Here is a 23,285-nt window from a genome sequence, read left to right as displayed (position 1 = left end):
GGGCGGCGTGGCCGCGCACCCGGCGGAGAGGGACGGGCGGGTCCGGGATTCGATACCCCGGACCCGTTCACGCACAGCCGTTCAGAAGCAGCCGTTCAGACACAGCCGTTCACACACAGCCGTTCACACTCGGCCGTCCTCGGCCTAGTCGCGGGCCTTCGCGCCCCGCTCCTTGAGCATGTCCGCCATCAGCTGGATCTCCGACTGCTGCGCGTCGACCATGCCCTGCGCGAGTTTCTTCTCCACGCCGACCGCGCACTTCGCGACGCAGCCCTCGGCCATGTGGATGCCGCCCTTGTGGTGGTCGGTCATCAACTGCAGGTAGAAGACCTCCGCCTGCTTGCCGCTCAGCGTGTTCAGCTTCTTCATCTCGGTGTTGGTCGCCATGCCGGGCATCAGCGCGCCGTCCTTGCCGGACGCCATGTCGCCCATGCCCATCCACGTCATGGGCGCGTCCGCCGACACCTTCGGCAGCTCCCACAGGTCGAGCCAGCCCAGCAGCATGCCGCGCTGATTGGCCTGCGTCTGCGCGATGTCGTACGCGAGCCGCCGTACCTCCACGTTGTCCGTACGGTCGCGCACGATGTACGACATCTCGACGGCCTGCTGGTGATGGACCGCCATGTCCCGCGCGAAACCCGCGTCCGCCGAGCCGGCCGACGGCACCTTCGTCCCCGAGGGCCCCGAGCCGTCGCTCTCGGCGACCGCGTACGTGATCGCCCCGGCGGCCACCAGCACCGCCGCCGTGGTGCCCGCGATCCAGCCCACCTGGCGCATCTGGCTCACTGCGACAGACCGTTGGTGCAGGCGGCGCCCGGCTCGGGCGTCTGCTTGCCCTGCACGAACTCCGAGAAGAACTTGTCGACGTTCGGGTCGCTCGCGCTCGTCACCGTGCGCTGCTTCCCCCACGCGCTCAGCATGATCGGGTCCTTCTGGTCCTCGACGGGGCTCATCAGGGTGTACGGCGTCTTCTTGACCTTCGCTTCGAGCGCCTTCACGTCGGCGTCGGAGGCCTTGCTGTTGTACGTCACCCACACCGCGCCGTGCTCCAGCGAGTGCACGGCGTTCATGTTGTTGATCGCCTTGCCGTAGACGTCGCCGTTGCAGTTCATCCACACGGGGTTGTGGTTGCCGCCGACCGGGGGCTCCATCGGGTACTTCACGGTCTTGGTGACGTGGTTGCGGGACAGCGTCCCCGACCAGGTCTCCACGCCGTCCTTGCCCGTGACGAAGTGCCCCGAGCCGCCCTTCGAGTCGCTCGCCGAGGTGCTGCTGTCGTCGGACTGCGACCTGACCAGGACGACACCGCCGACGACAAGACCGGCGACTACGACCGTGCTGGCCGTGATCGTGAGGATCCGGTTACGACGCTCCCGGGCACGCTCGGCCTTGCGCATCTCTTCTATGCGCGCCTTGCGCTGCGCGGAGGTGGTGTTCTTGACGGAACCCATGGCGAGTCCTTATGGGGATGGGACGGTCGGGTCCGCTGATGGTAATGGGACGAGGGCGCTCAGTACGAAGGGAGGTCACGGAATGTCCAAAGGAGACCTCTGTGGCGCAGCCCCGCAAAGGGGGGAGACGGCCCTGTTCGGATGATCCGCGGATAATTTGAGCGACAGATGCGTATTAACTACGCTGGCGGTATGAGGCTGCTGCGCTCCACCGATCTGGCCCTGCGTGTCCTGATGCGGCTCACCGTCGCCGACGGGTCGACCCCCACCACCCGCGAGGTCGCCGCGGACATGGACGTCCCCTATACCCATGCCGCGAAGGTCGTCGCCGAGCTCCAGCACCTGGGACTGCTCGCGGCCCGTCGCGGCCGAGGCGGCGGCCTCGGCCTCACGGAAGCCGGGCGTACGGCTTCGGTCGGCGCGATCGTCCGCACCTTCGAGGGCGACGGTGACGTGGTCGACTGCGAGGGGGCCACGCCGTGCCCGCTCAACTCCGGGTGCCGACTGCGGGGTGCGCTGCGGCGGGCTCAGGAGGCGTTCTTCGCCTCGTTGGACCCACTGACGGTGGCGGACGTGGTCGCCGCGCCTACGGGGCCGCTGCTGCTGGGGATCTCCGGCAGGCCGACCTCGGCTCTGACATCGGAGTGACGGCTGACACCTGACGAAATCTGCCATCTGCCATCTGTCATCTGCCATCTGTCATCTGCCGTCTGTCATCTGATACCTGATACCTGAAGTCCGCCGCCTGCCGTCAGGTATCCGTTGTCCGTCAACCGCCTCAGTCCTGCGCGAGCCAGAGATCCGGCCCGAACACCTCGTAGTGAATGTCGGCCGGAGCCACCCCCTTTTCGATGAGCTGCCCCCGCACCGCCCGCATGAAGGGCAGCGGCCCGCACAGGTACGCGCGCGTGCCCGACGCGACGGCCACGGAGGAGAGGTCCGCGCGCCCGGGGCGGCCGGCGCCCTCGGCGTCCTGCTCGTACCAGAAGTGGACGGCCGCGTCCGCGAGCTTCCCCGCGTACGCCGCGTGGTCGGCGCGCAGCGCGTGGTCGGCGGGGGAGCGGTCGGCGTGGACGACCGTGACGGGGGCGTGGTGTCCGGTGAGCGCGAGCTGTTCCAGCATGGCGATCATCGGGGTGACGCCGATGCCGGCAGAGGCGAGCAGCACCGGCGCGTGCGTGTCGTCGAGCACCAGATCGCCGTACGGAGCGGAGAGCTCGAGCGTGCTGCCGACGTGCACACGCGCGTGGAGGTGGTTGGACACCTCGCCGTCGGGGCCCGAGGCCTCGCCCTGCACCCGCTTGACGCCGATCTGCCGTACGGGGGAGCCGGGGGCGCTGGAGAGGCTGTACTGGCGTATCTGGTGGGCGCCGTCCGGCAGCTCGACGCGTACGGACACGTACTGGCCCGCCCGGAAGTCCGGCAGCGGCCCCCCGTCGGCCGGGCGCAGCCGGAAGGTGGCGACGTCGGCGGTCTCCTCGACGCGTTCCACGACCTCCCAGACCCGCCACCCGCCCCTCCCGTCGCCGTGCTGCGCGTACAGCCGCCGCTCGATGGCGATGAGGGCGTTCGCCATCAGCCAGTAGACCTCGTCCCAGGCGGCCTCGACCTCGGGCGTGACCGCGTCGCCGAGGACCTCGGCGATCGCCGCGAAGAGGTGCTCGCGCACGATCGCGTACTGCTCGGGGGCGATCCCCAAGGAGGCGTGTTTGTGCGCGATGCGGTTCAGCAGCACGTCGGGACGCTCGTCCGGCCGCTCGACGAGATGGGTGGCGAAGGCAGCGATGGATCCCGCGAGGGCCTGGCGCTGGGTGCCGGAGGCCTGGTTGCCGCGGTTGAAGAGGTCGCGGAGCAGTTCCGGGTGGGCGGCGAAAAGCCTTTCGTAGAAGCGGTCGGCGATCTCGCCGATGGCGGCGCCGACGGCGGGGAGGGTGGCGTGCACCGTGGCGGTGGACTGCTCGGACAGCATGGGGGCTCCTCAAATGCCTGGGGCGGAACGGGGGTTGCGGTCCCCGTTTCTGCCCCGCACAGTAATAAAACTTGCATCTAAGATGCAAATTAAAGCTCACAGGGCGGGACTCTGGGAGTCGGCCATTACAGACAGGCGGATGAGCAGGCAGTATGGGCACCAGAGCAGGACACCTGCCGTACGCGAGGCGTTCAGACCGCGGTCGCCCGGGCGATCATGGTCCGCAACGCGTACGAAATGGTGTTGTGGTGGGATGCTCAGGTGCCCCGACCGTCCCCGAGGCGTGGGAGCAGGCGACCTGACCAGCAACGATGGGTGGAAGCGGAAGATGGACAAGCAGCAGGAGTTCGTGCTCCGGACACTGGAGGAGCGAGACATCCGGTTCGTTCGGCTGTGGTTCACGGACGTGCTGGGCTTCCTCAAGTCGGTGGCCGTGGCTCCGGCCGAGCTGGAGCAGGCCTTCGACGAGGGCATCGGCTTCGACGGCTCGGCCATCGAGGGCTTCGCCCGTGTATACGAGTCCGACATGATCGCCAAGCCGGACCCGTCGACGTTCCAGGTGCTGCCGTGGCGTGCGGAGGCCCCCGGTACGGCCCGCATGTTCTGCGACATCCTGATGCCGGACGGTTCCCCGTCCTTCGCGGACCCGCGCTACGTCCTCAAGCGCGCCCTCGCGAAGACCTCCGACCTGGGCTTCACCTTCTACACCCACCCGGAGATCGAGTTCTTCCTGCTGAAGGACCGCCCGCTGGACGGCTCGCGCCCGACCCCGGCCGACAACTCCGGCTACTTCGACCACACCCCGCAGAACGTCGGCATGGACTTCCGCCGCCAGGCGATCACCATGCTGGAGTCGATGGGCATCTCGGTCGAGTTCTCCCACCACGAGGGCGCCCCCGGCCAGCAGGAGATCGACCTGCGCTACGCCGACGCGCTCTCCACGGCCGACAACATCATGACGTTCCGCCTGGTCATGAAGCAGGTCGCGCTGGAGCAGGGCGTCCAGGCGACGTTCATGCCCAAGCCCTTCTCCGAGCACCCCGGCTCCGGCATGCACACGCACCTCTCCCTCTTCGAGGGCGACCGCAACGCGTTCTACGAGTCAGGCTCGGAGTACCAGCTTTCGAAGGTCGGCCGTTCCTTCATCGCGGGCCTGCTGAAGCACGCGGCGGAGATCTCCGCCGTCACCAACCAGTGGGTCAACTCCTACAAGCGCATCTGGGGCGGCTCGGAGCGCACCGCGGGCGCCGGCGGCGAGGCCCCCTCGTACATCTGCTGGGGCCACAACAACCGCTCCGCGCTCGTCCGCGTCCCGATGTACAAGCCCGGCAAGACCGGCTCCGCACGCGTCGAGGTCCGCTCGATCGACTCGGGCGCGAACCCGTACCTGGCCTACGCCCTGCTCCTGGCCGCCGGCCTGAAGGGCATCGAGGAGGGCTACGAGCTCCCGCCCGGCGCCGACGACGACGTGTGGGCCCTCTCCGACGCCGAGCGCCGCGCGATGGGCATCGAGCCCCTGCCCCAGAACCTCGGCGAGGCTCTCACCCTCATGCAGCGCAGCGAACTGGTCGCCGAGACCCTCGGCGAACACGTCTTCGACTTCTTCCTCCGCAACAAGAAGTCGGAGTGGGAGGAGTACCGCTCCGAGGTCACCGCCTTCGAGCTCCGCAAGAACCTGCCGGTGCTGTAGGCGCAGGTCGAAGCGGGCATCCCGCCAGAACGGCACGTAGGGCCGACGGTCGCCGACCGTCGGCCCTACGGCGTTCACGGCGTCGTACGGGAGATCTCGGCAGGTCGGGTTACGTGCGAGGTGAGAAATCAGATCGGGACGGTGGGGAGGGGCTGTTCGGTCCAGATGGACTTGCCGGTGCGGGTGTGGCGGGTGCCCCAGCGCTCGCAGAGTGCGGAGATGAGCTGCAGGCCGCGGCCGCCCTCGTCGGTGGCGGAGGTGTGACGGATGTGCGGCGTGGTCAGGCTGGCGTCGGCGACCTCGCAGATCAGTGCGCGGCTGCGGAGCATGCGCAGCCGGATGGGGCCGCAAGCGTGCCGGATGACGTTCCCGACCAACTCGCTGACCACGAGTTCCGTGGTCATGATCAGGTCCTCATCGGCCAGGTCCCACTCGGCGAGCTGGGCGCGGACCAGGCCGCGGGCCTCGCCCGCCGCCACCGGGTCCTCCGGCAACGACCACTCGGCGACGTTCTCCGCGTCCAGCGGGTGGGTGCGGGCCAGCAGCAGGGCGGCGTCGTCGATCAGCGCGCCGTGGGCGGGGAGGAGAGCGGAGGTGATGGTGGCGCAGAGGGCGTCCAGGTCGGACGCATCCGCCGGTGAGGTCGGTATGGCGTTCACGGACTGGGAGAGGAGCTCGGCGAGGCGGCTCATGCCGGTGGTGACATCCCTGTCCTTGCTCTCGACCAGGCCGTCGCTGTAGAGGGCGAGCAGGCTGTCGGCGGGCAGCAGGGTCTCGAGGGTTTCGAAGGGGGGAGTGGCCACTCCCAGCGGCGGGTCCGGGGTCATGGACAGGAAGGTGACGGTGCCATCGGGGTGGGCCACTGCCGGGGGCGGCTGACCGGCACTGGCGTACGACAGACGCCGGGTCACCGGGTCGTAGATGCCGTACAGGCAGGTCGCGAAGGCATCGGTGCCCGGCTCGCCGACGATGTCGTTGAGGTGGCCGAGGATTTCGTCGGGCGGCAGCTCCAGCTCCGAGAGGGTGCGGACGGCCGTGCGGAGTCCGCCCATGGTGGCGGCCTCGGCCATGCCGTGGCCCATGACGTCGCCGATCACGAGCGCCACCCGGGCCGCGGAGAGCGGGATCACGTCGTACCAGTCGCCGCCGACGTCGGCTCCGTGCTTGGCCGGCTGGTAACGCGCTGCCGCCGTCACCTCGGGCAGTTTGGGAAGTGCCTGCGGCAGCAGGCTGCGTTGGAGGGTACGGGCCCGGGTCGTCGCCTCGTCGTAGAGTCCGGCCCGCTCCAGGGCCTGCGCGATCAGTCCGCTGAGCGCGGTCAGCAACGTTTGTTCGTTGTCGTCCAGCACCCGCGGTCGACCGAAGCAGATCACCGCCGCGCCGATCCCCCGTCCCGATACCGCCAGCGGCAGAAAGGTCCACGCCTGCTTGCCGCCCTCCCGGACCAAGGTCTCGGTTCCCGGGTAATGCTTCAGGAACTCCTCCGGGGAGGAGATGTGGAGGGGGGTGCGGGTGCGCAGGGCGTCCCCCACTGGGTTCGTGGTGTCCCCGACCGTCCACGCCCCGTCCAGCAGTCGGGTGAAGCGCTCCGGATATCCCCGGGAGCCGACCACTGTCAGCCGGTCGCCGACCACGCCGAGCATGATGAGTCCGGTGGACCCGAGGGGTGTCATCACGCCGTCGGCCACCGCCGCCATCACATCCTGGGCCGTGACAGCCTCGGCCAGCTCCCGCGTGATCCGCTGCACCAGGGCCGCCCGCTCCGCGGCCGCTCGCTCCGCGGCGGCGCGCTCGGCCTCGCGCAGATGCCGCTCGGTGGTGTCGGTGATGTAGAGCGTGAGGCCTTCCGGCACCGGCACCAGCCGCAGGTGGTACCAGGACGTCCCGTCCGGCCACGGTACGTCGAATCCGGCCGGCCGGCCCTCGGCCGCCGTGGCCCGGCACTGTTGCTCCAGCCCCGGCACGGCACGTACCGCGGGAACGTTCCAGAGCAGGGCTCCGGCCACATCTCCCGCGGCGCCGAAGAGCCGCTCGGCGGCCTGATTGAGAAATCCGATGCGCCAGTCCGTGTCCAGCGAGACGAAGCCGTCGCTCATGTGTTGCAGCGCCCGCCCCACCGACTCGGCGGCGGTGTGCGTTTCGCTGCTGTCCTGGAGGGCGCCGATCACCTTCACCGGTGTCCCCTCTTCGTCCGTGATCGTCCGGGCGCGGGCCTCGATCCAGAGGTATGTGCCGTCCTGGCGGCGGATCCGGTACTCGTTCTGGAAGCCGCCGCGCAGCCGGATGCCCGTGTCGAAGCCGGCTACCGCCCCTGGCAGGTCGTCCGGGTGGATCAGCGCTGCCCACGCCTCGATGCCGCCGCTCATCACCTCCGGATCGATGCCGGCCAGCACCTCCTCGACGGGTCCGTCGGAGGTCAGCTCGCCGGTGCGCAGGTCCCAGGTGTACGTGATGGAGGGCACCCCTTTCACGTCCCACGGCGGGGCCTCCTGCGGTCCTGGCCCGTGTTCCAGGGCGCGCAGCAGAGTAAGGGACGGATTGAGGATCCCGGACGACCTGAGCCTCTCGGACATCCAGGCCGCCACCTCGTTCAGAAACGCGCGCTCCGCCGCGCCGGGCTCGGCGCCCGGGGCGAAGAGGACGGAGAGCGCGCCGCGTCGCCGGCCATCGCCCGGAATGGGCGCGGCCAGGTGACCGATGCCGACGGGGAGTCGGGAAGGCCACAGGGAGGCGGGGTCCCGCCCGGGCACCGGGTCAGGAGGGGCCAGGTCGGGCTGCCAGGTGGTGGTGTCGGTGCGGGCGGCGCTGCTGGGCGGCGCCGCGCCCCGTGCTGGGATGATCAGCCAGGGTCGGGTCATCGACTCCGGCAGACCACTGCTGGCGACCATGTAGAGGATGCCGCTCATGCCGCCGCCCGGGAGATGCACCATGCCGCCCAGGCCGTGCACCTCGGCTACCGCCTGCTGGAGCGCGGTCAGCAGCACCTCGACATCGTGCCGGTCCTCGTCCACGGCGTCGAGCAGCAGCATCCGCACGCGGTGGCCCTCCAAGGGCCGCACGGTCTGCATGGTCCGCAGCCCCTGCGGCTGGTGCAGCGGACGGAGGGCGCGAGACATGGACGGACCGCTGCTGTCGGCATCGCCGCCTCTGGAATTAACCACCGCCGACTGTCGCCTCCGCTCACCGCTTGGGTACCCGCTGGGCCGCATGTGATCGGGACCTGCGGCGATCTACATCCCTCCACCCACTCTCATCCGAATAATCTAGGTCATTTCATCCGTTTTGGGGAACCTTTCGCGCCCGAGTGCCCGATCAACCCGCCTGACGGGTCAGCATCCTCGGTCGTAGATCGCCCGCAGCCACGGTTCCCTGACGGCGGGTGTCCGCGCGAGCGTGTACCGGAACGCCTCCTTGGAGGCGCGCACGGGAGCCATGTGCATGCGCCCAAGGCTGCGGCTGTGCGTGGTCGTTGATGTCGGCGTTGGATGTCAGTGGAACAGTTCCGGCACTGGGCAGATCTCCAACGGCTCGTCCGGCCGATCCGCCCAACTCCACCAGACGTGCCGACGGGCACAGCTCCACAGCGATCGACACGTCCGCCGACCGTCATCCTTCCGCTCCGCTAGCACGAGGCCACCAGACTTCATCGGCTGGCCGCATTCAGGACAGGCCGGAACGTCGCTGGTCACGCGCCACACTCCAACGGAAGGCGACTACGGAGCCGCGCCGAATTGCAGCCCGCCCGCTCTGGACCGAAAGCCCTCGCACAGCCGCCCTCACAACTAACGGAGTCCTCAGGGCCCTGTGTGCTCACCCGCGTCTCGTCAGTTGGGGACCGGCTCGCGCGGTTCGGTCTCTGGCCGGCGAGGCGGCGAAACTGCCACTGTTCGCCCGCCGGGCGGGTCCTGCCGCAGCCACCGCTGCGGCGTGTGCCGCCGCCACCACTTCTCCGCGGGCTCCTCCACCGCGGAGTACAACGCCCAGGCCAGCACGATGACGACCACGCCCATGCCGACCAGCGCGAACAGCGTGCCGTTGTTGTCGGGCATGCGGCCCCACTGGTAGATGGCCAGCCGGCTGATCGAGTGGTGCAGGAGGTAGAAGCAGTACGACCACAGGCCGAGCTGAACCATCAGCTTGGCGTTGAGTACGCCGCGCAGTCCGCGGACCTCGCGCTGGACGAAGGCGAGGATGATCAGTGCGGCCAGGACCGCGACCACCGGCCGCACCAGATAGTCGAGCTGCGAGGCGGCCCCGGCCGGCAATCGGGCCTGGCCCTGGTAGTAGCAGTAGACGTAGGCCGCCAGCAGCACCACCGGCAGCGAGGGGTGCAGCGGCAGCCGCCAGCCGCGTTTGACCGCGAGCGCGAGCGTCATGCCGAGCAGGAACTCCGGCAGGTAGACCACGGGGTGGCGCATCACCCAGGCCGCGTGGGCGGGCGAGTAGTGGGTGGTGGCGAACCAGTCGACGGCCCACATTCCCACCAGTCCGCCTGCCGTGACCGCCCCGAGCCAGCGGGTGCGCAGCCTGACCGCGATCCGGCCCAGCAGCGGGAAGAGGGCGTAGAAGAGCAGTTCGACGCTGAGCGTCCAGGTGACCTCGTTCCCGGGGAGGGCCGGGGTGACGTTCGGGGACCAGGTCTGCACCAGGAAGGCGGAGGAGATCAGGCTGGGCCAGCTGATCGCGAGGTGCGCCGCCGTGTAGTAGGCGTAGGTGCCCAGCAGCAGGGCGACCAGGTGGGCGGGCCATATCCGGCCTACCCGGCGCCAGTAGAAGGCGCCTGGGTGCTCGTTCGGTTTGAAGACCCAGGTCATCAGGAAGCCGGACAGAACGAAGAAGAGGCTGACGCCGTTTCCGCCGAACTGCGCGTAAGGGAAGATCAACGGCGCCCGTCCCAGTCCGGTCTTGCCGCCGCTCCCGGTGAAGTGGGTGGTGAAGACCGCGCAGGCCGCGAAGAAGCGCAGGCTCGTGAGGGAGTCGAGGCGTTTGGGGAGAGGTGTCACCACCGCCCGTATGCCTGGCAAAGACATGGGGTTTCGCCGTAGCCCTTCGAGGGTCCGCCAGTAACCGGCGCATTATATGACCACTGACGTAAGGTTAAGTAAGCAACAGGCTTCGGCAGACAGCGATGGAGCGTCGTGTCTTGGGCGAGCGCTTCACCTCAGGCCGGACTGCCTCGCACCTGCTGCGATGGTCCACACGCGTACGTGGTTGTCCGCCGCTGTGCGTGGCCGTTGTCACGCAGTCGGACACTCCACGACCGCAGCCGCAGCCGCAGCCGCAGCCGCAGCCGCAGCCGCAGACACAGACACAGACACAGCATCGATGAGATGCGTGCCGGATCCGTGCGTGAAGGTCGGTTCAGGGCGCTGTTTTGGTGGTGACCCGGGCGCGTAGTGTCTCGCGGACGGTCGGCCATTCCTCGGCGAGCAGGCTGTAGTACAGGGAGTCGCGGCGGGTGCCGTCCGGGCGGCGCATATGGCTGCGCAGGGTTCCTTCGTGGACCAGGCCGAGGCGGGTCAGGGCCTGCTGGGACCGCACGTTGAGGTTGTCGGTGCGCAGGGCCAGCCGGGCCAGGCGCAGGTCCTCGAAGGCGTGGGTGAACAGCAGCAGTTTGGACTCGACGTTGTAGGGGCCGCCCCAGCAGGAACGGTCGAACCAGGTCGCGCCGATCTCGGTGCGGCTCTCGGCCAGGTCGAGGTCGTACATGCTGGTTGAACCGATCACTGTGCCGTCGTCACGGCGCTGCACCGCGAAGCAGCGCCGCGTCGGGTCGGCGGTCATCTCGCCGAGCCACTCGCGCAGGTGGTCCACGGTCTCGGGTCGTGCCCGGGGCATCCACCGCCAGACCTCGGGGTCGGACGCCGACGGGAAGAGAGCCTCGGCGTGGTCGGGAGACAGGCGGACGAGGCGGACGACGGTGCCCTCAAGCGGCTGGTTGGTCACCGGAGCAGAATAGATCCGGTGGCCAGTGGCGATCTTCTGCGCACGGGCCTTTTCGCGGGCCCTCTTACGGGCCTCCTCGCTGGAGCGCGCCAGGGGCCGTACGACGTCAAGCCGTCACCTTCGTGAGGAACGCCGTCAGGTTCGTCACCGTCCGTTGGATCTTTTCCTCCCGTGTGAGTGACTCGTGGAGGCGGGCGCCGGGGCCCGCGTCCTTCTTGCCTCGTACATACAGGGAGCAGGAGAGGTCGGTGCACATGTAGGCGCCGACCGAGTTGCCCTGCTGGCCGGCCTTGCCCGCCTTCGGGGCGACCATCAGGGAGACGCCGCCGGTGTGGGTGGTCAGGCACATCGAGCACATGCTGCGCCGGGTCTGCCAGGAGGTGGGGCTGGGGCTGCGCAGGGCCAGGGCCTTCGGGTGGCCGTCCAGTTCGAGGACGAGGTAGGCGCGTTCGGGGGACTGGGGGTCTCGCCAGCCGAGATAGTCCAGGTCGTCCCAGGGGTGGTCGGCCAGGTCGCGTGGGACGGACAGGCGCTTCGCCTCGCCCTTGGTGCAGTTCACGAACGCGGCGCGGATCTCTTGTTCGGTCAGCGGCTTCATGAGAGACATGGTAAATTGCCTAAAAGTGTTAGGCAAATGTATTAGCTGTTGTGGTGAATGGGAGCAAGGTCATGGCGCGCGTCGGGCTGACCACGGAACGTCTGGTCCTCGCGGGGGCGGAGCTGGCCGACGAGGTGGGCTTCGATCAGGTGACCGTCTCGGAGCTCGCCCGACGCTTCGACGTGAAGGTCGCGAGCCTGTACTCGCACGTGAAGAACTCCCAGGACCTCAAGACCCGGATCGCCCTGCTCGCCCTGGAGGAACTCGCCGACCGGGGAGCCGCCGCGCTGGCCGGTCGGGCCGGCAAGGACGCCCTGGCCGCTCTCGCGAACGTCTACCGCGACTACGCCCGGGAGCACCCCGGCCGGTATGCCGCCGCCCAGTTCAGACTCGATCCGGCAACGGCCGCCGCCAGCGCCGGTGGGCGGCACGCGCAGATGACGCGGGCGATCCTGCGTGGCTACGCGCTGACGGAGCCGGACCAGACACACGCCGTTCGGCTGCTGGGCAGCTTCTTCCACGGCTACGTCAGTCTGGAGATGGGGGGAGGGTTCAGCCACAGCGCCCCCGACACGCAGGAGACCTGGGTGCGGATGCTGGACGCCCTCGACGCGCTGCTGCGGAACTGGCCCGCGAGTGCGACAGAAACAGCTACCGCGCCCGCATCCGCCCCCTGATCGTCTCGCCAGAATCGTCCCGCCGGTCGATTCCGGCACCCGAGAGTTCTGAGGGAGACACCGAGGCCATGACCACCGACCACGACTGGATCACCACCCCCATCACCACGCCCATCACCGCCGGTCTCCTGCGCGGTGCCCTCGACCTGGAGCCCACCGAACACGGTCTCCTCCCGCACCGGCTGCCCGCACGGGCTCGCAGGCAGATCCCCGACGGACAGCTCGCCATGGCCGAGGCCCAGCCCTCCGGCGTACGGCTGGTCTTCCGTACCCGGGCCACCGCCGTCGAACTGGACACGTTGCCGACCAAGCTCGTCTACGTGGGTGCGCCGCCGCGTCCGGACGGGGTGTACGAGTGGGTCGTCGATGGCCGGCCGGCCGGGCAGGGGAGTGTCGTCGGCGGCAACGCGAAGGTCATCGACCTGACCTCCGGAGCTGTCGAGACCCGATCCGGAGCGGTCGGGACCCTCCGTTTCGACGGTCTGTCCGACGGCGTCAAGGACGTCGAGATCTGGCTGCCGCACAACGAGATCACCGAACTCGTCGCCCTGCGCACCGACGCCCCCGTCGAGCCCGCGCCGGACCGGGGACGCAAGGTGTGGCTGCATCACGGCAGCTCGATCAGTCACGGTTCCGACGCCGCAGGGCCCACCTCCACCTGGCCCGCGCTCGCCGCCTCGCTCGCCGGTGTGGAACTGATCAACCTGGGGCTGGGCGGGAGCGCTCTGCTCGATCCGTTCACCGCGCGGGCCATGAGGGACACCGCCGCCGATCTGATCAGCGTCAAGATCGGGATCAACCTGGTCAACGCCGACGCGATGCGGTTGCGTGCCTTCGGCCCGGCGGTGCACGGCTTTCTCGACACCGTCCGTGACGGGCATCCCACCACGCCGCTGTTGGTCGTCTCGCCTCTTCTCTGTCCCCTCCATGAGGACACGCCCGGGCCCACCGCCCCGGACTTCTCCGATCTCGGTGCGGGGCGGCTGCGGTTCGTGGCCATGGGGGATCCGGCGGAGCGCGCGAGCGGGAAACTGACGTTGCGTGTCATCCGCGACGAGCTGGCCCGGATCGTGGAGCAGCGGGCGGCCGAGGATCCGAACCTGCACCACCTGGACGGCCGGGGCCTCTACGGCGAGGCCGACTTCGCCGAGTTGCCGCTGCCCGACCAGCTCCACCCGGACGCCGCCACCCACCGCCGTATCGGCGAACGCTTCGCCGAGCTGGTCTTCAACGCCCGGGGTGCCTTCGCCTAGTTCACTTACGCCTTCGCCCGGTTCACGGACGCCGTCGCCAGGTTCACGTACGCCGTCGGCTAGTTCACGTACGCGGGTGACACCGCCGCGGTGCTGATGCGGCGCGGCTTTCCCGTGCCGTCGGAGGGGACGGTGTAGAGGTCGGCTCCGTAGTCGCCGGGGAGGGCGTAGACGATCGTGCGGTCGTCGCGCCAGACCACCTGGTCGTCGACGCTGCGGGGCTCGGCCAGCGGGGTTTCGCGCATCGTGCGCAGGTCGAGGACGTACAGGTGCCAGGGGGCGTCCTTCGACAGGCCCGGCACGCGCTTCTTGTAGGCGACGCGCGTGCCGTCGGGGGAGAGGGACGGGCATTCGACGTTGGTGTGGAGGGTCGTGAGGGTGCGGGCCCGGAGGTCCCCTCGGACCAGGTACGTCCTGCCCTTCGTCGCCAGCGTCGCGTAGAACGTGCGGTCGTCGGCCGCGAAGGTGACGCCCCAGAAGTTGACGTCCGCCGCGTGGTACGTCCTGCCGTCCTTCACGACGCGGAACGCCTCCAAGGAGGGGGTGAGTTTCCCCGTTCTCGTGTCCACGATCGCCGCGCGCGTGGAGAAGTTCGTCCCCGCGTACGAGTCGCCGCCGACGAAGGCCGTCCACGCGGCGTACCGGCCGCTGGGGGAGACGCGGGCGCGGGACGGGATACCGGGGACGTCGTAGCGGGCCGTCTCGCGCAGGCGCGTGTCGAGGATGACGGCCCGGTAGGTGTCCTGGACCGGGCCGTGCACCGACTGGAGGCAGACGCCGGTGCCCGCGGCCGCGTAGAAGCGGAGGCATTTGACCTTCGACGCCGTGCGGGGCCCCGAGGGGTTCGACGCCGGGACCGTCGTCAGTTCGTCGCGGTGCGGGCCCCAGGCCATGTTCCGGAAGATCATGCGGCTCCCGGACCCGGTGGCGAGCGCGACCGTGCCCGCGGTGATCCTCGGGCCGCCGGGCTGTGTCTGGTTCTTGCGGTCCGCGCGGGCCGAGGCGTGCAGGACGGAGGCCGTGGCCACGCCCGCCAGGACGACCAGCGCCGAGATCAGGACCAGGATGCGGGTACGGAGGGTCATGCGAGGCCTTCTGATGGGGCGGAGGGGGTGGGACGGCGGAGTGTGAGCGCGAACAGGGCGCAGAGCGCCAGCGCCACCGTCGACGCCGTGAGCGCCGTACGGTCGCCCCAAGCCGTCCATGCCGCGCCGAAGCCGAGCGAGCAGACGAAACGGGCCAGGGCCTGGCCCGTCTGGACGAGGGCGAGACCGGACGAGCGCAGTTCCTCGGGCACGCTCTCCGAGGCCACTGCCATCAGTACGCCGTCGGTGGCGGCGTAGAAGCAGCCGTGCAGGAGCAGGACGGCGTACGGCAGTGCCGTTCCGTGCCAGGAGGTGAGCAGGAGGGCGTACGCGAGGAGCAGGGCGCCGTGACCGGCCAGGAACACCCGCCAGCGGCCGACCCGGTCCGCGAGGCGGCCGAGCGGGACGGCCAGGAGCAGGAAGGCCGCGGCCGTGCCGAGGGGCAGCAGCGCGAACCAGCGGTCCGGTACGCCCAGGCGCCGCTGGAGGAGCAGGTAGACGAAGGAGTCGCTGACCGTCGCGAGTCCCAGCAGGAGCGCGCACAGGGTGACGCGGCGCAGGTCGGGGCGGGCGAGGAGGGCGAGGGCCGCGCGCAGGGTGGGGCGGGGTGCGGTGTCCCCGGAGATTCCCTGCGGTGCCGTCCCTGTCGCCGGCGAACGAGCGCCGTCCGCACCCGACTTCGTACGAGCGCCGTCCGCACCCGACTTCGTACGAGTGCCGTTCGCACCGTTCGGCACGAACAGCACCAGGACCAGTACGCCCACCACCGCCACGCAGAAGCTCACCGTGAACACCGCGTCGTACCCGTCGACCGTGGCCCGCAGGATCAGGAAGGCCACGAGGGGACCGAACAGCGCGCCCGCGGTGTCCATCGCCCGGTGCACGCCGAACGCGCGCCCCCGTGTCTCCGGCGTGCTCGACAGCGAGATCAGCGCGTCGCGCGGGGCCGTGCGCAGGCCCTTGCCGGTGCGGTCGGCGGCCAGGACCAGGCCGATCGGGGTGAGCGTGTGGGCCAGGAGCAGCAGCGGTTTGCAGGCCGCCGAGAGGGCGTAGCCGAAGCCCGCCACCCATTTGTGGCGGCCGCCGCCGCGGTCGGCCAGGTGGCCCCCGATCAGCCGTACGAGTGCCGAGAAGCCGTTGTAGATGCCGTCCAGGAGGCCGAAGCCCAGCGGGGACAGGCCGAGGCCCGTCACCAGGTACAGGGGCAGTACCGCCGTGACCATCTCCGAGGAGACGTCGGTGATGAGACTGACCGCGCCGAGCGCCAGCACCGTGGGCGCGACCGCGGCACGGCGCCGTCCGGCACGAGGCCGGACGGCGCCTTCCGCGGACGCCGCACTCGTGGAGGCGCGGCTGTCCGCCACGTACATCTCAGGACGTCCAGATGCCGGTGATGTCCTTGCCGGAGGCGGCGTTGCCCGCGTGTGTCGACACGCCCTGCGAGTCCTCCAGGGTGCGCAGCAGGTCGTAGTGGTTGTAGGTGGTCGAGCTGGTGGATCCCGCGGTCACCTGCTGGCCGTAGAGCACGGTCGGGATCTTGTTGCCGCTGAGCCGGTTGTCCTCGTCGAAGGTGACGACGAGGAGGCTGTTGTGGGTCTTGGCCCAGGTCGCGTACGCGCCCAGCTTGTTCTTCAGCCAGGTGTCACCGGTCGACACCGAGCAGTCGTGCATGTCGCTGCACAGGTTGGGGACCACGAAGGAGACCTGCGGAAGCGTCGTGTAGTCCGTCGGGAACTGGGTGAAGGTCTTCGCGGTCGACGTCGGTACGTTGCTGAAGCCGAACCACGGGTTGTGCTTCTGCGCGTAGTTGCCGCTGCTGCACGTCGTGGAGCCCTGGCTGGGCAGCGTCTCGTTGTAGCTCGCCCAGGTCCTGCCCGCCGCGATCACCTCGGAGGCGAGGTTCGCGGCGGAGGAGAAGCCGGGGGTGACACAGCTGTCGTCCGTGACGCCCTGGGTGGAGCCGGAGAAGAGGGCGTAGTAGTTGGGCTGGCTCGGGTGCGTCTCGGCGTACGACGAGGTGAGGTTGGCGCCGCCGGTCTTGAGCGAGTTGATGTACGGGGCGCTGGAAGAGCCGATCACCTGGCTGTACGCGTGGTTCTCGAAGACCACGACGACCACGTGGTCCGGGGTCGGTACCCCGGCCGCGGCGTGCGCGGTCGTGGAGCCGCCGAGGCCGGTCCACAGGCCCACCGCGGCTGCGGTGAAGGCGAGGGCGGACGCCACGACGGCACGACTGCGGCGGTACACGTTTCTGCCGGACACTTCAGACCTCCGGTGGGGGGAAGACGACGGTGGCGGTGCGGACAGAGCATGCACACGCCAACATTCCCCTGCGTCAAGCCACCCAACCGGCGGGGTGAAGACCTGATGAACTGCTTACTTCCCGGCCTGCGCGGTCGTCGCCACCCCGCTCGCCTTCTTACTTTTCTTACCTTCCCCGCCGCTCGCACGGGCCACATCCGAGGACACCTTCCACGGAAGCCGATTCCGGCGCGGGGCGCCACCGTGGGGACCGGGGTTAGGCTCGGGCTCGTACGACCTTGATCGGACCGGTCGTGCGACCTGATCCGACGGGAGGGCCCAGGATGATGGCGCCGGGGCGCAGGAGCAGTACCTTCACGCGGCTGCTGCGACACGGCTTCACCGATCCGTCGGCCGCCGAGCGGCTCCTGGACGGTGCGGAGCTCGAGCCCGTACGGTCCGATCCGGTGCTCCTCGACGCGCTCGGCGCCACCGCCGATCCCGATCTCGCGCTGCTCGGGCTCGTCCGGCTCGTCGAGGCGCAGGACGGCCACATCGCCGAGCGGGAACTCCTCGACACCCTGATCGCGGCCAAGCCGCTGCGTGACCGGCTGCTCGGCGTCCTCGGTGCCTCCGCCGCCCTCGCCGACCACCTCGCCCGGCACCCGCGCGACTGGCAGGCGCTCGTGACGTACGAGCCGCAGGACCTCCACCCCGGGGTACGGGAGTTCGAGCGGGGGCTGGCGCAGGCGACCGATCCCGTCGCCCTGCGCGTCGCCTACCGGCGCTGCCTGCTGTCCATCGCCGCACGCGACGTGTGCGGCACCACCGACCTCGCCCAGACCGCCGCCGAACTCGCCGACCTCGCCACGGCCACCTTGCGCGCCGCGCTCGCCATAGCCGGCAGAGCCGCGCCCGACGACGCCGCGCTGTGCCGGCTCGCGGTGGTCGCGATGGGGAAGTGCGGGGGGCACGAGCTGAACTACGTGTCCGACGTCGATGTCATCTTCGTCGGGGAGGCGGTGGACGGGTCTGACGAGCGCAAGGCGCTGCAGGCCGCCACCCGGCTCGCCTCCCACATGATGCGGATCTGTTCCGAGACCACCGTCGAGGGCAGTATCTGGCCCGTCGACGCGAATCTGCGGCCCGAGGGGCGGAACGGGCCGCTGGTGCGGACCCTGAGCAGTCACCTCGCCTACTACCAGCGGTGGGCCAAGACCTGGGAGTTCCAGGCCCTGTTGAAGGCGCGGCCGGTGGCCGGGGACCTTGGACTCGGCGAGGAGTACGTGGCCACGCTGGCGCCCCTGGTGTGGCACGCCGCCGAGCGGGAGAACTTCGTCGCCGACGTACAGAAGATGCGGCGGCGGGTCGTGGAGAACATCCCCGTCGCCGAGATCGACCGCGAGCTGAAGCTCGGACCGGGAGGACTGCGCGATGTCGAATTCGCCGTGCAGCTCCTCCAGTTGGTGCACGGGCGGGCCGACACCTCACTGCGCAGCGGGACCACGCTGGACGCGTTGAAGGCACTCGCGGCCGGTGGGTATGTCGGGCGGGCCGACGCCGTGCAGCTCGACGACGCCTATCGGTTCCTGCGGTCCATGGAGCACCGCATACAGCTCTACCGGCTGCGGCGGACTCATCTGGTGCCCGAGGACGATGCCGATCTGCGGCGCATCGGGCGGTCGCTCGGCCTTCGGGCCGATCCCGTCGTCGAGCTGAACCGTGAGTGGAAGCGGCACGCGGCCGTCGTACGGCGGCTGCACGAGAAGTTGTTCTACCGGCCGCTGCTGGACGCCGTGGCCCAACTCGCCCCGGGTGAGAGCCGGCTGAGTCCGAACGCGGCGCGGGAGCGGCTCGTCGCCCTCGGGTACGCCGATCCGGCCGCGGCGCTGAGGCATTTGGAGGCGCTGGCTTCCGGGGTCTCGCGGAAGGCCGCGATCCAGCGGACCCTGCTGCCCGTGCTGTTGGGGTGGTTCGCGGATTCCGCCGACCCCGACGCCGGGTTGCTGAACTTCCGCAAGGTGTCGGACGCCCTGGGCAAGACCCCTTGGTATCTACGGCTGTTGAGGGACGAAGGGGCCGCGGCGGAGAACCTGGCGCGGGTGCTGTCGGCCGGGAGGCTCGCTCCGGACCTGCTGATGCGGGCGCCGGAGGCCGTCGCGCTGCTCGGCGACGGGGACGGGGGCGGGCTCGAACCGCGCAGCCGTGCCCATCTGGAACAGGAGATCCTCGCCGCGGTGAGGCGGGCCGACGGGGGCGAGCAGGCGGTGACCGCCGCGCGTGGCGTGCGGCGGCGGGAGCTGTTCCGTACGGCCGCCGCGGACATCGTCGCCTCGTACGGCACCGAGGAGACGCCGGCCGTCGCCGATCAGGGCGCGCTGGTGGATCAGGTGGGCGGTGCCGTGTCCGACCTGACGGCGGCGACGCTGGCGGGGACCCTGCGGGCCGTGGTGCGGGACAAGTGGGGGGACACGCTGCCCACGCGGTTCGCCGTCATCGGGATGGGGCGGTTCGGGGGGCACGAGCTCGGTTACGGGTCCGATGCGGATGTGCTGTTCGTGCATGAGCCCCGGGAGGGTGTCGACGAGCAGGAGGCATCCCGGGCGGCCAACGCGGTTGTCTCGGAGATGCGGCGGTTGCTTCAGGTGTCCAGCGCGGATCCGCCGTTGCTGATCGACGCCGATCTGCGGCCCGAGGGGAAGTCCGGGCCTTTGGTGCGGACGCTGAACTCCTATGAGGCCTACTACCGGCGATGGTCGTTGGTGTGGGAGTCGCAGGCCCTCTTGCGGGCCGAGTTCGTCGCGGGGGACGAGGACCTGGGGCGGCGGTTCATCGAGCTGGTCGATCCGTTGCGGTATCCCGCGGAGGGGCTCGGTGACGACGCGGTACGGGAGATCCGGCGGCTGAAGGCCCGGATGGAGTCGGAGCGGATGCCCCGGGGAGCCGATCCGACGCTGCACACCAAGCTGGGGCGGGGCGGGCTGTCCGACGTGGAGTGGACGGTGCAGCTGTTCCAGTTGCAGCACGGGTGGGTGGAGCCGGGGCTGCGGACCACTCGGACACGGGAGGCGCTGGGCGCGGCGTGCGCGGCGGGGCTGGTGTCCGGGGAGGACGCGGCCATCCTGGACGAGGCGTGGGTGCTGGCCACGCGGGTGCGCAACGCGGTGATGATGGTGCGGGGGCGGGCCGGGGACACGTTTCCCTCCGACGGGCGTGAACTCGCCGCGGTCGGGCGGTACTTGGGGTACGGGCCCGGTCATGTCGGCGACATGCTCGAGGACTACCGGCGGATCACTCGGCGGGCTCGGGCCGTGGTGGAGGTGCTGTTCTACGGGGCGTGAGCCTTGGGCGCCTGCGGCCCGGTGGGGGTGCCGGGGCCGTGCCGGTACGTCAGCCCGTCGCCGCCGGATCAGGCGTTGCCCTGTGGGGAGCCGCTTCCAGGCCCGGACGTAAGCGACGGACTTTGACGTACCGGCACGGCCCCTTCCGTTCGGGGGCGGGTGCGGGTGGCCGCCACTCCGGCCAGGACCACCGCCATGCCCACCAGGGTGCGGGGGCCGAGCGCCTCGTTCAGGACCAGGGCGCCGAGCGTCACCGAGACCACGGGGAGCAGGTAGCCGACCGTGGCCGCGCTGGTGGGGCCCTCTTCGGCGATCATGCGGTAGTTGAGGTAGAAGGTCAGGCCGGTGGAGAAGACGCCTAGGACGGCGACCGCCAGCAGGGCCGTGCTGTCGGGGTGGCTGGGGGCCGCCGTGGGGAGGGCCGACGTCGTCCACGCCGTGGCCATGAGGAGTTGGGCCGCCGATACGGCCAGGGGGGCGCCGCGGGGGGTGAGGTGGCGGGCCATGTAGGTGAAGGCGATCGCATAGCTGGCCGCGGCGGCCAGGAGGGCTCCGGCGCCCCAGCCGGCCAGGCCGCCGTGCTGCCAGGGAGCGAAGATCAGCAGGACGCCCGCGAAGCCGAGGAACAGGCCGGTCAGGCGGAGGGGGTGGAGGGCGCGGTCCGTGCCGAGAACCGCGCCCAGCAGGAGCGACCAGAGGGGAGTGGTCGCGTTCATGACGCCCGCGACCCCCGAGTCGACCGTCTGCTCGCCGAGCGCGAAGAGGGCGAAGGGGATCGCGTTGCAGAACAGCGCCGCGACGGTGACATGGAGCCAGAGGGCGCGGGAGCGGGGGAGGCGCTGTTGCGCTCCGCGGGCCAGGAGCAGGAGGACCGCCGTGCCCAGGGCGCAGCGCGCGAGGGTGAGGTGGGCGGGGGACAGGCCGTGGTCGAGGGCCACCTTGATCCAGAGGAAGCCGGAGCCCCAGAGGAGCGCCAGGGTGGCCATGCGGAGAGAGGAGCGGAAGGAGGAGCGGCGGGAGGAGGGCGAGGCGGTGACGGGGCTTGCCATGCGTCCTACCGTCCGTGGTTTTTGGATTGAGGACAAGTGAAGTGTTTTGCATGCACTGTTAAGGTGTGCTTCATGCTTGATGTGCGGCGTATGCAGGTGCTGCGGGCTGTGGTCAGCAGCGGGTCGGTGACGGCGGCCGCGGCGGATCTGGGGTACACGCCGTCCGCCGTCAGTCAGCAGATCGGGGCGCTGGAGAAGCAGGCGGGGACCGAGCTGCTGGAGCGGGTGGGGCGCGGGGTGCGGCCCACCGCGGCGGGGCTGCTGCTGACCGAGTACGCGGACGCCATCGGGCGGCAGGTCGCCGAGGCGGAGACCGCCCTCGCGGATCTGCGGGCGGGGCGGACGGGGCGGCTCGCGATGCGGTACTTCGCCACGGCCGGGGCCGCGCTGGTCGCTCCCGCCGTTGCGCGGTTTCGGCGTGAGCACCCCGGCGTACGGGTGGAGTTGAAGCTGATCGACGTGGAGGATCCGCTGCCCGACGTGAAGGAGGGGCGGGCCGATCTCGCCCTGGTGGTGCGGGCCGACGCTGCCGGTCCCGAGGGCATCCGGCTCGTACGTCTGCTCGATGATCCGTACCGGGTCGTGCTGCCCAGGGGGCACCGGCTCGCGGGGCGGCGGCTGCTCGAACTGGCGGAGCTGGCGGATGAGCCGTGGGTCGGGAGCGAGTGGCCGGGGCCCTGCCTCGACGCTCAGTTGGACGCCTGTGCGACTGCCGGGTTCCGGCCCTCGTTCGCGGTGCAGAGCGAGGACTACGCCACCGCTCAGGGATTCGTGGCGGCCGGGCTCGGGGTGAGTCTGATTCCCCGGCTCGGGCTGGGGAGCCGGCACCCCGGTGTGGTGGTGCGGAAGGTGCGTGCTCCTGAGCCCGTGCGGGTCCTTTACGCGGCGGTGCGGGAGGCGGGTCTCGGCGCGGCCGAACGGACGGCGCTGCGCGGACTGCTGGACGCGCTCCGGGGCGCGGCCCACCCCGACCGGTGACGGCTCATGACGGCTCCGGCTCCAGGCGCTGGAGGGGCGCGAGACGGGACGTATCGCTCCGGTGGACGGCGAACGGGCCCGTCGGTCACCGACGGGCCCGTTCGACGACAGCTCCGGGTGTCAGGCCTCCAGCGGCACCAGGGGCGCGCCACGCGTCCCCGGAACCCAGCGGGGCAGGGCGTAGGGCAGAGCCCCGTACCAGAGGCGGGCGACCATGAAGCCGAAGGCCAGGCACAGCATGCCGCCCACCGCGTCCAGCCAGAAGTGGTTGGCGGTGGAGACGATGACCAGCAGCGTGGCCGCCGGATAGAGCAGACCCAGGACGCGCACCCACGGCACCGAGGCCAGGGCGAAGATGGTCAGACCGCACCACAGGGACCAGCCGATGTGCATCGACGGCATCGCGGCGTACTGGTTCGACATGTGCTTGAGGTCCCCGGAGGCCATGGAACCCCACGTGTGGTGGACGACCACCGTGTCGACGAAGTCGCCGCCGTTCATCAGGCGGGGCGGGGCCAGCGGGAAGAAGTAGTAGCCGAGCAGGGCCACCGCGGTGGTGGCGAAGAGCGCGAGGCGCGCCGCCGCGTACCGGCCGGGGTGGCTGCGATAGAGCCACACCAGGACCCCGAGCGTCACGACGAAGTGCAGCGTCGCGTAGTAGTAGTTCATCCCGATGATCAGCCATGTCGCCGAGTTCACGGCGTGGTTGACCGACTGCTCGACGGCGATCCCGAGGTGGTGCTCCATGCGCCACAGCCAGTCGGCGTTGCGCAGCGCCTCCTGCTTCTGCTCGGGCACGGCGTTGCGGATCAGTGAGTACGTCCAGTAACTCACGGCGATGAGCAGGATCTCGAACCAGAAGCGGGGGCGACGCGGGGTGCGCAGTCGGCGCAGGAACGCCTTCCCCGCGTTCTCCTCCGCGACGGGGCGTGGAGCGGCCCGGTCCTGGCCTTCCAGTGTCGTCACGGTCGTCTCACCCATAGGCACAAAGTCTGCCAGAAAAGCGT

General features: G+C 70.2%; 18 protein-coding genes. 6 read left to right on the top strand and 12 right to left on the bottom strand.

Annotated features, from left to right (window positions below; all coding sequences use genetic code 11):
- Positions 1–144 precede the first annotated feature (144 nt).
- Entirely contained in the window at positions 145–777 is a 633-nt protein-coding gene (locus ACIRA5_RS05330) for a DUF305 domain-containing protein (RefSeq protein ID WP_403688580.1), read from the bottom strand.
- Between the two features lie 5 nt (positions 778–782).
- Positions 783–1,451: a DUF3105 domain-containing protein gene (locus ACIRA5_RS05325; RefSeq protein WP_403687478.1), complete on the bottom strand. Its 669-nt coding sequence runs from the start codon at positions 1,449–1,451 to the stop codon at positions 783–785.
- A gap of 192 nt (positions 1,452–1,643) precedes the next feature.
- On the opposite strand from ACIRA5_RS05325, the gene ACIRA5_RS05320 reads away from it, so the two are divergent.
- Complete coding sequence (locus ACIRA5_RS05320) at positions 1,644–2,099, top strand: Rrf2 family transcriptional regulator (RefSeq protein WP_403687477.1); 456 nt, start codon at positions 1,644–1,646, stop codon at positions 2,097–2,099.
- A 130-nt stretch (positions 2,100–2,229) separates the two neighbouring features.
- Here ACIRA5_RS05320 and ACIRA5_RS05315 read toward each other — a convergent pair whose 3' ends face one another.
- Positions 2,230–3,420 carry a globin domain-containing protein gene (locus tag ACIRA5_RS05315; protein ID WP_403687474.1) on the bottom strand — a complete coding sequence of 397 codons (1,191 nt, stop codon included), beginning with the start codon at positions 3,418–3,420 and terminating at the stop codon, positions 2,230–2,232.
- Between the two features lie 328 nt (positions 3,421–3,748).
- Between ACIRA5_RS05315 and glnA the strand changes: the two genes are divergently transcribed.
- Positions 3,749–5,110 carry a type I glutamate--ammonia ligase gene (glnA, locus tag ACIRA5_RS05310; protein ID WP_054230834.1) on the top strand — a complete coding sequence of 454 codons (1,362 nt, stop codon included), beginning with the start codon at positions 3,749–3,751 and terminating at the stop codon, positions 5,108–5,110.
- Between the two features lie 128 nt (positions 5,111–5,238).
- On the opposite strand, the gene ACIRA5_RS05305 is transcribed toward glnA, so the two are convergent.
- From ACIRA5_RS05305 to ACIRA5_RS05290, 4 genes are all read right to left on the bottom strand, one after another.
- Positions 5,239–8,226 (bottom strand): SpoIIE family protein phosphatase, encoded by a 2,988-nt coding sequence (locus tag ACIRA5_RS05305; RefSeq protein WP_403687472.1) that lies wholly within the window; start codon positions 8,224–8,226, stop codon positions 5,239–5,241.
- Positions 8,227–8,934: 708 nt separating this feature from the next.
- Complete coding sequence (locus ACIRA5_RS05300) at positions 8,935–10,113, bottom strand: acyltransferase family protein (RefSeq protein ID WP_403687470.1); 1,179 nt, start codon at positions 10,111–10,113, stop codon at positions 8,935–8,937.
- Positions 10,114–10,471: 358 nt separating this feature from the next.
- Positions 10,472–11,056, bottom strand: coding sequence for a GNAT family N-acetyltransferase (locus ACIRA5_RS05295; RefSeq protein WP_403687467.1), 585 nt, complete (start codon positions 11,054–11,056; stop codon positions 10,472–10,474).
- 106 nt (positions 11,057–11,162) lie between these two features.
- Complete coding sequence (locus ACIRA5_RS05290; protein WP_403687465.1) at positions 11,163–11,654, bottom strand: FBP domain-containing protein; 492 nt, start codon at positions 11,652–11,654, stop codon at positions 11,163–11,165.
- Positions 11,655–11,725: 71 nt separating this feature from the next.
- Between ACIRA5_RS05290 and ACIRA5_RS05285 the strand changes: the two genes are divergently transcribed.
- Both ACIRA5_RS05285 and ACIRA5_RS05280 read left to right on the top strand, forming a co-directional pair.
- Positions 11,726–12,331: a TetR/AcrR family transcriptional regulator gene (locus ACIRA5_RS05285; RefSeq protein WP_403687463.1), complete on the top strand. Its 606-nt coding sequence runs from the start codon at positions 11,726–11,728 to the stop codon at positions 12,329–12,331.
- A 68-nt stretch (positions 12,332–12,399) separates the two neighbouring features.
- The gene (locus ACIRA5_RS05280) at positions 12,400–13,584 is read left to right on the top strand and encodes a GDSL-type esterase/lipase family protein (protein WP_403687460.1); all 1,185 of its coding nucleotides are present in this window, start codon (positions 12,400–12,402) and stop codon (positions 13,582–13,584) included.
- 59 nt (positions 13,585–13,643) lie between these two features.
- Here ACIRA5_RS05280 and ACIRA5_RS05275 read toward each other — a convergent pair whose 3' ends face one another.
- Genes ACIRA5_RS05275 through ACIRA5_RS05265 form a run of 3 tightly spaced genes read right to left on the bottom strand, consistent with a single transcriptional unit; the run spans position 13,644 to position 16,931 of the window.
- Positions 13,644–14,669 carry a TolB family protein gene (locus ACIRA5_RS05275; protein WP_403687458.1) on the bottom strand — a complete coding sequence of 342 codons (1,026 nt, stop codon included), beginning with the start codon at positions 14,667–14,669 and terminating at the stop codon, positions 13,644–13,646.
- Positions 14,666–16,039 carry an MFS transporter gene (locus ACIRA5_RS05270; RefSeq protein WP_403687457.1) on the bottom strand — a complete coding sequence of 458 codons (1,374 nt, stop codon included), beginning with the start codon at positions 16,037–16,039 and terminating at the stop codon, positions 14,666–14,668. Before ACIRA5_RS05270 ends, ACIRA5_RS05275 begins: the two co-directional genes overlap by 4 nt.
- Position 16,040: 1 nt before the next feature.
- On the bottom strand, positions 16,041–16,931 hold the full coding sequence (locus tag ACIRA5_RS05265; RefSeq protein WP_403687456.1) for an alkaline phosphatase family protein: 891 nt from the start codon (positions 16,929–16,931) through the stop codon (positions 16,041–16,043).
- Positions 16,932–17,254: 323 nt separating this feature from the next.
- On the opposite strand from ACIRA5_RS05265, the gene ACIRA5_RS05260 reads away from it, so the two are divergent.
- Entirely contained in the window at positions 17,255–20,251 is a 2,997-nt protein-coding gene (locus ACIRA5_RS05260) for a bifunctional [glutamine synthetase] adenylyltransferase/[glutamine synthetase]-adenylyl-L-tyrosine phosphorylase (protein WP_403687453.1), read from the top strand.
- 68 nt (positions 20,252–20,319) lie between these two features.
- On the opposite strand, the gene ACIRA5_RS05255 is transcribed toward ACIRA5_RS05260, so the two are convergent.
- Positions 20,320–21,237, bottom strand: a complete 918-nt coding sequence (locus tag ACIRA5_RS05255) for a DMT family transporter (RefSeq protein WP_403688577.1) — start codon at positions 21,235–21,237, stop codon at positions 20,320–20,322.
- A 153-nt stretch (positions 21,238–21,390) separates the two neighbouring features.
- On the opposite strand from ACIRA5_RS05255, the gene ACIRA5_RS05250 reads away from it, so the two are divergent.
- The gene (locus ACIRA5_RS05250) at positions 21,391–22,278 is read left to right on the top strand and encodes a LysR substrate-binding domain-containing protein (protein ID WP_403688575.1); all 888 of its coding nucleotides are present in this window, start codon (positions 21,391–21,393) and stop codon (positions 22,276–22,278) included.
- A 120-nt stretch (positions 22,279–22,398) separates the two neighbouring features.
- On the opposite strand, the gene ACIRA5_RS05245 is transcribed toward ACIRA5_RS05250, so the two are convergent.
- On the bottom strand, positions 22,399–23,259 hold the full coding sequence (locus ACIRA5_RS05245; protein WP_403687451.1) for a phosphatase PAP2 family protein: 861 nt from the start codon (positions 23,257–23,259) through the stop codon (positions 22,399–22,401).
- Between the last annotated feature and the right edge of the window lie 26 nt (positions 23,260–23,285).

This window comes from Streptomyces sp. NPDC096311, assembly GCF_044763085.1.
Taxonomy (GTDB): Bacteria; Actinomycetota; Actinomycetes; order Streptomycetales; family Streptomycetaceae; genus Streptomyces.
This window is presented reverse-complemented; position numbering and strand designations above follow the sequence as displayed.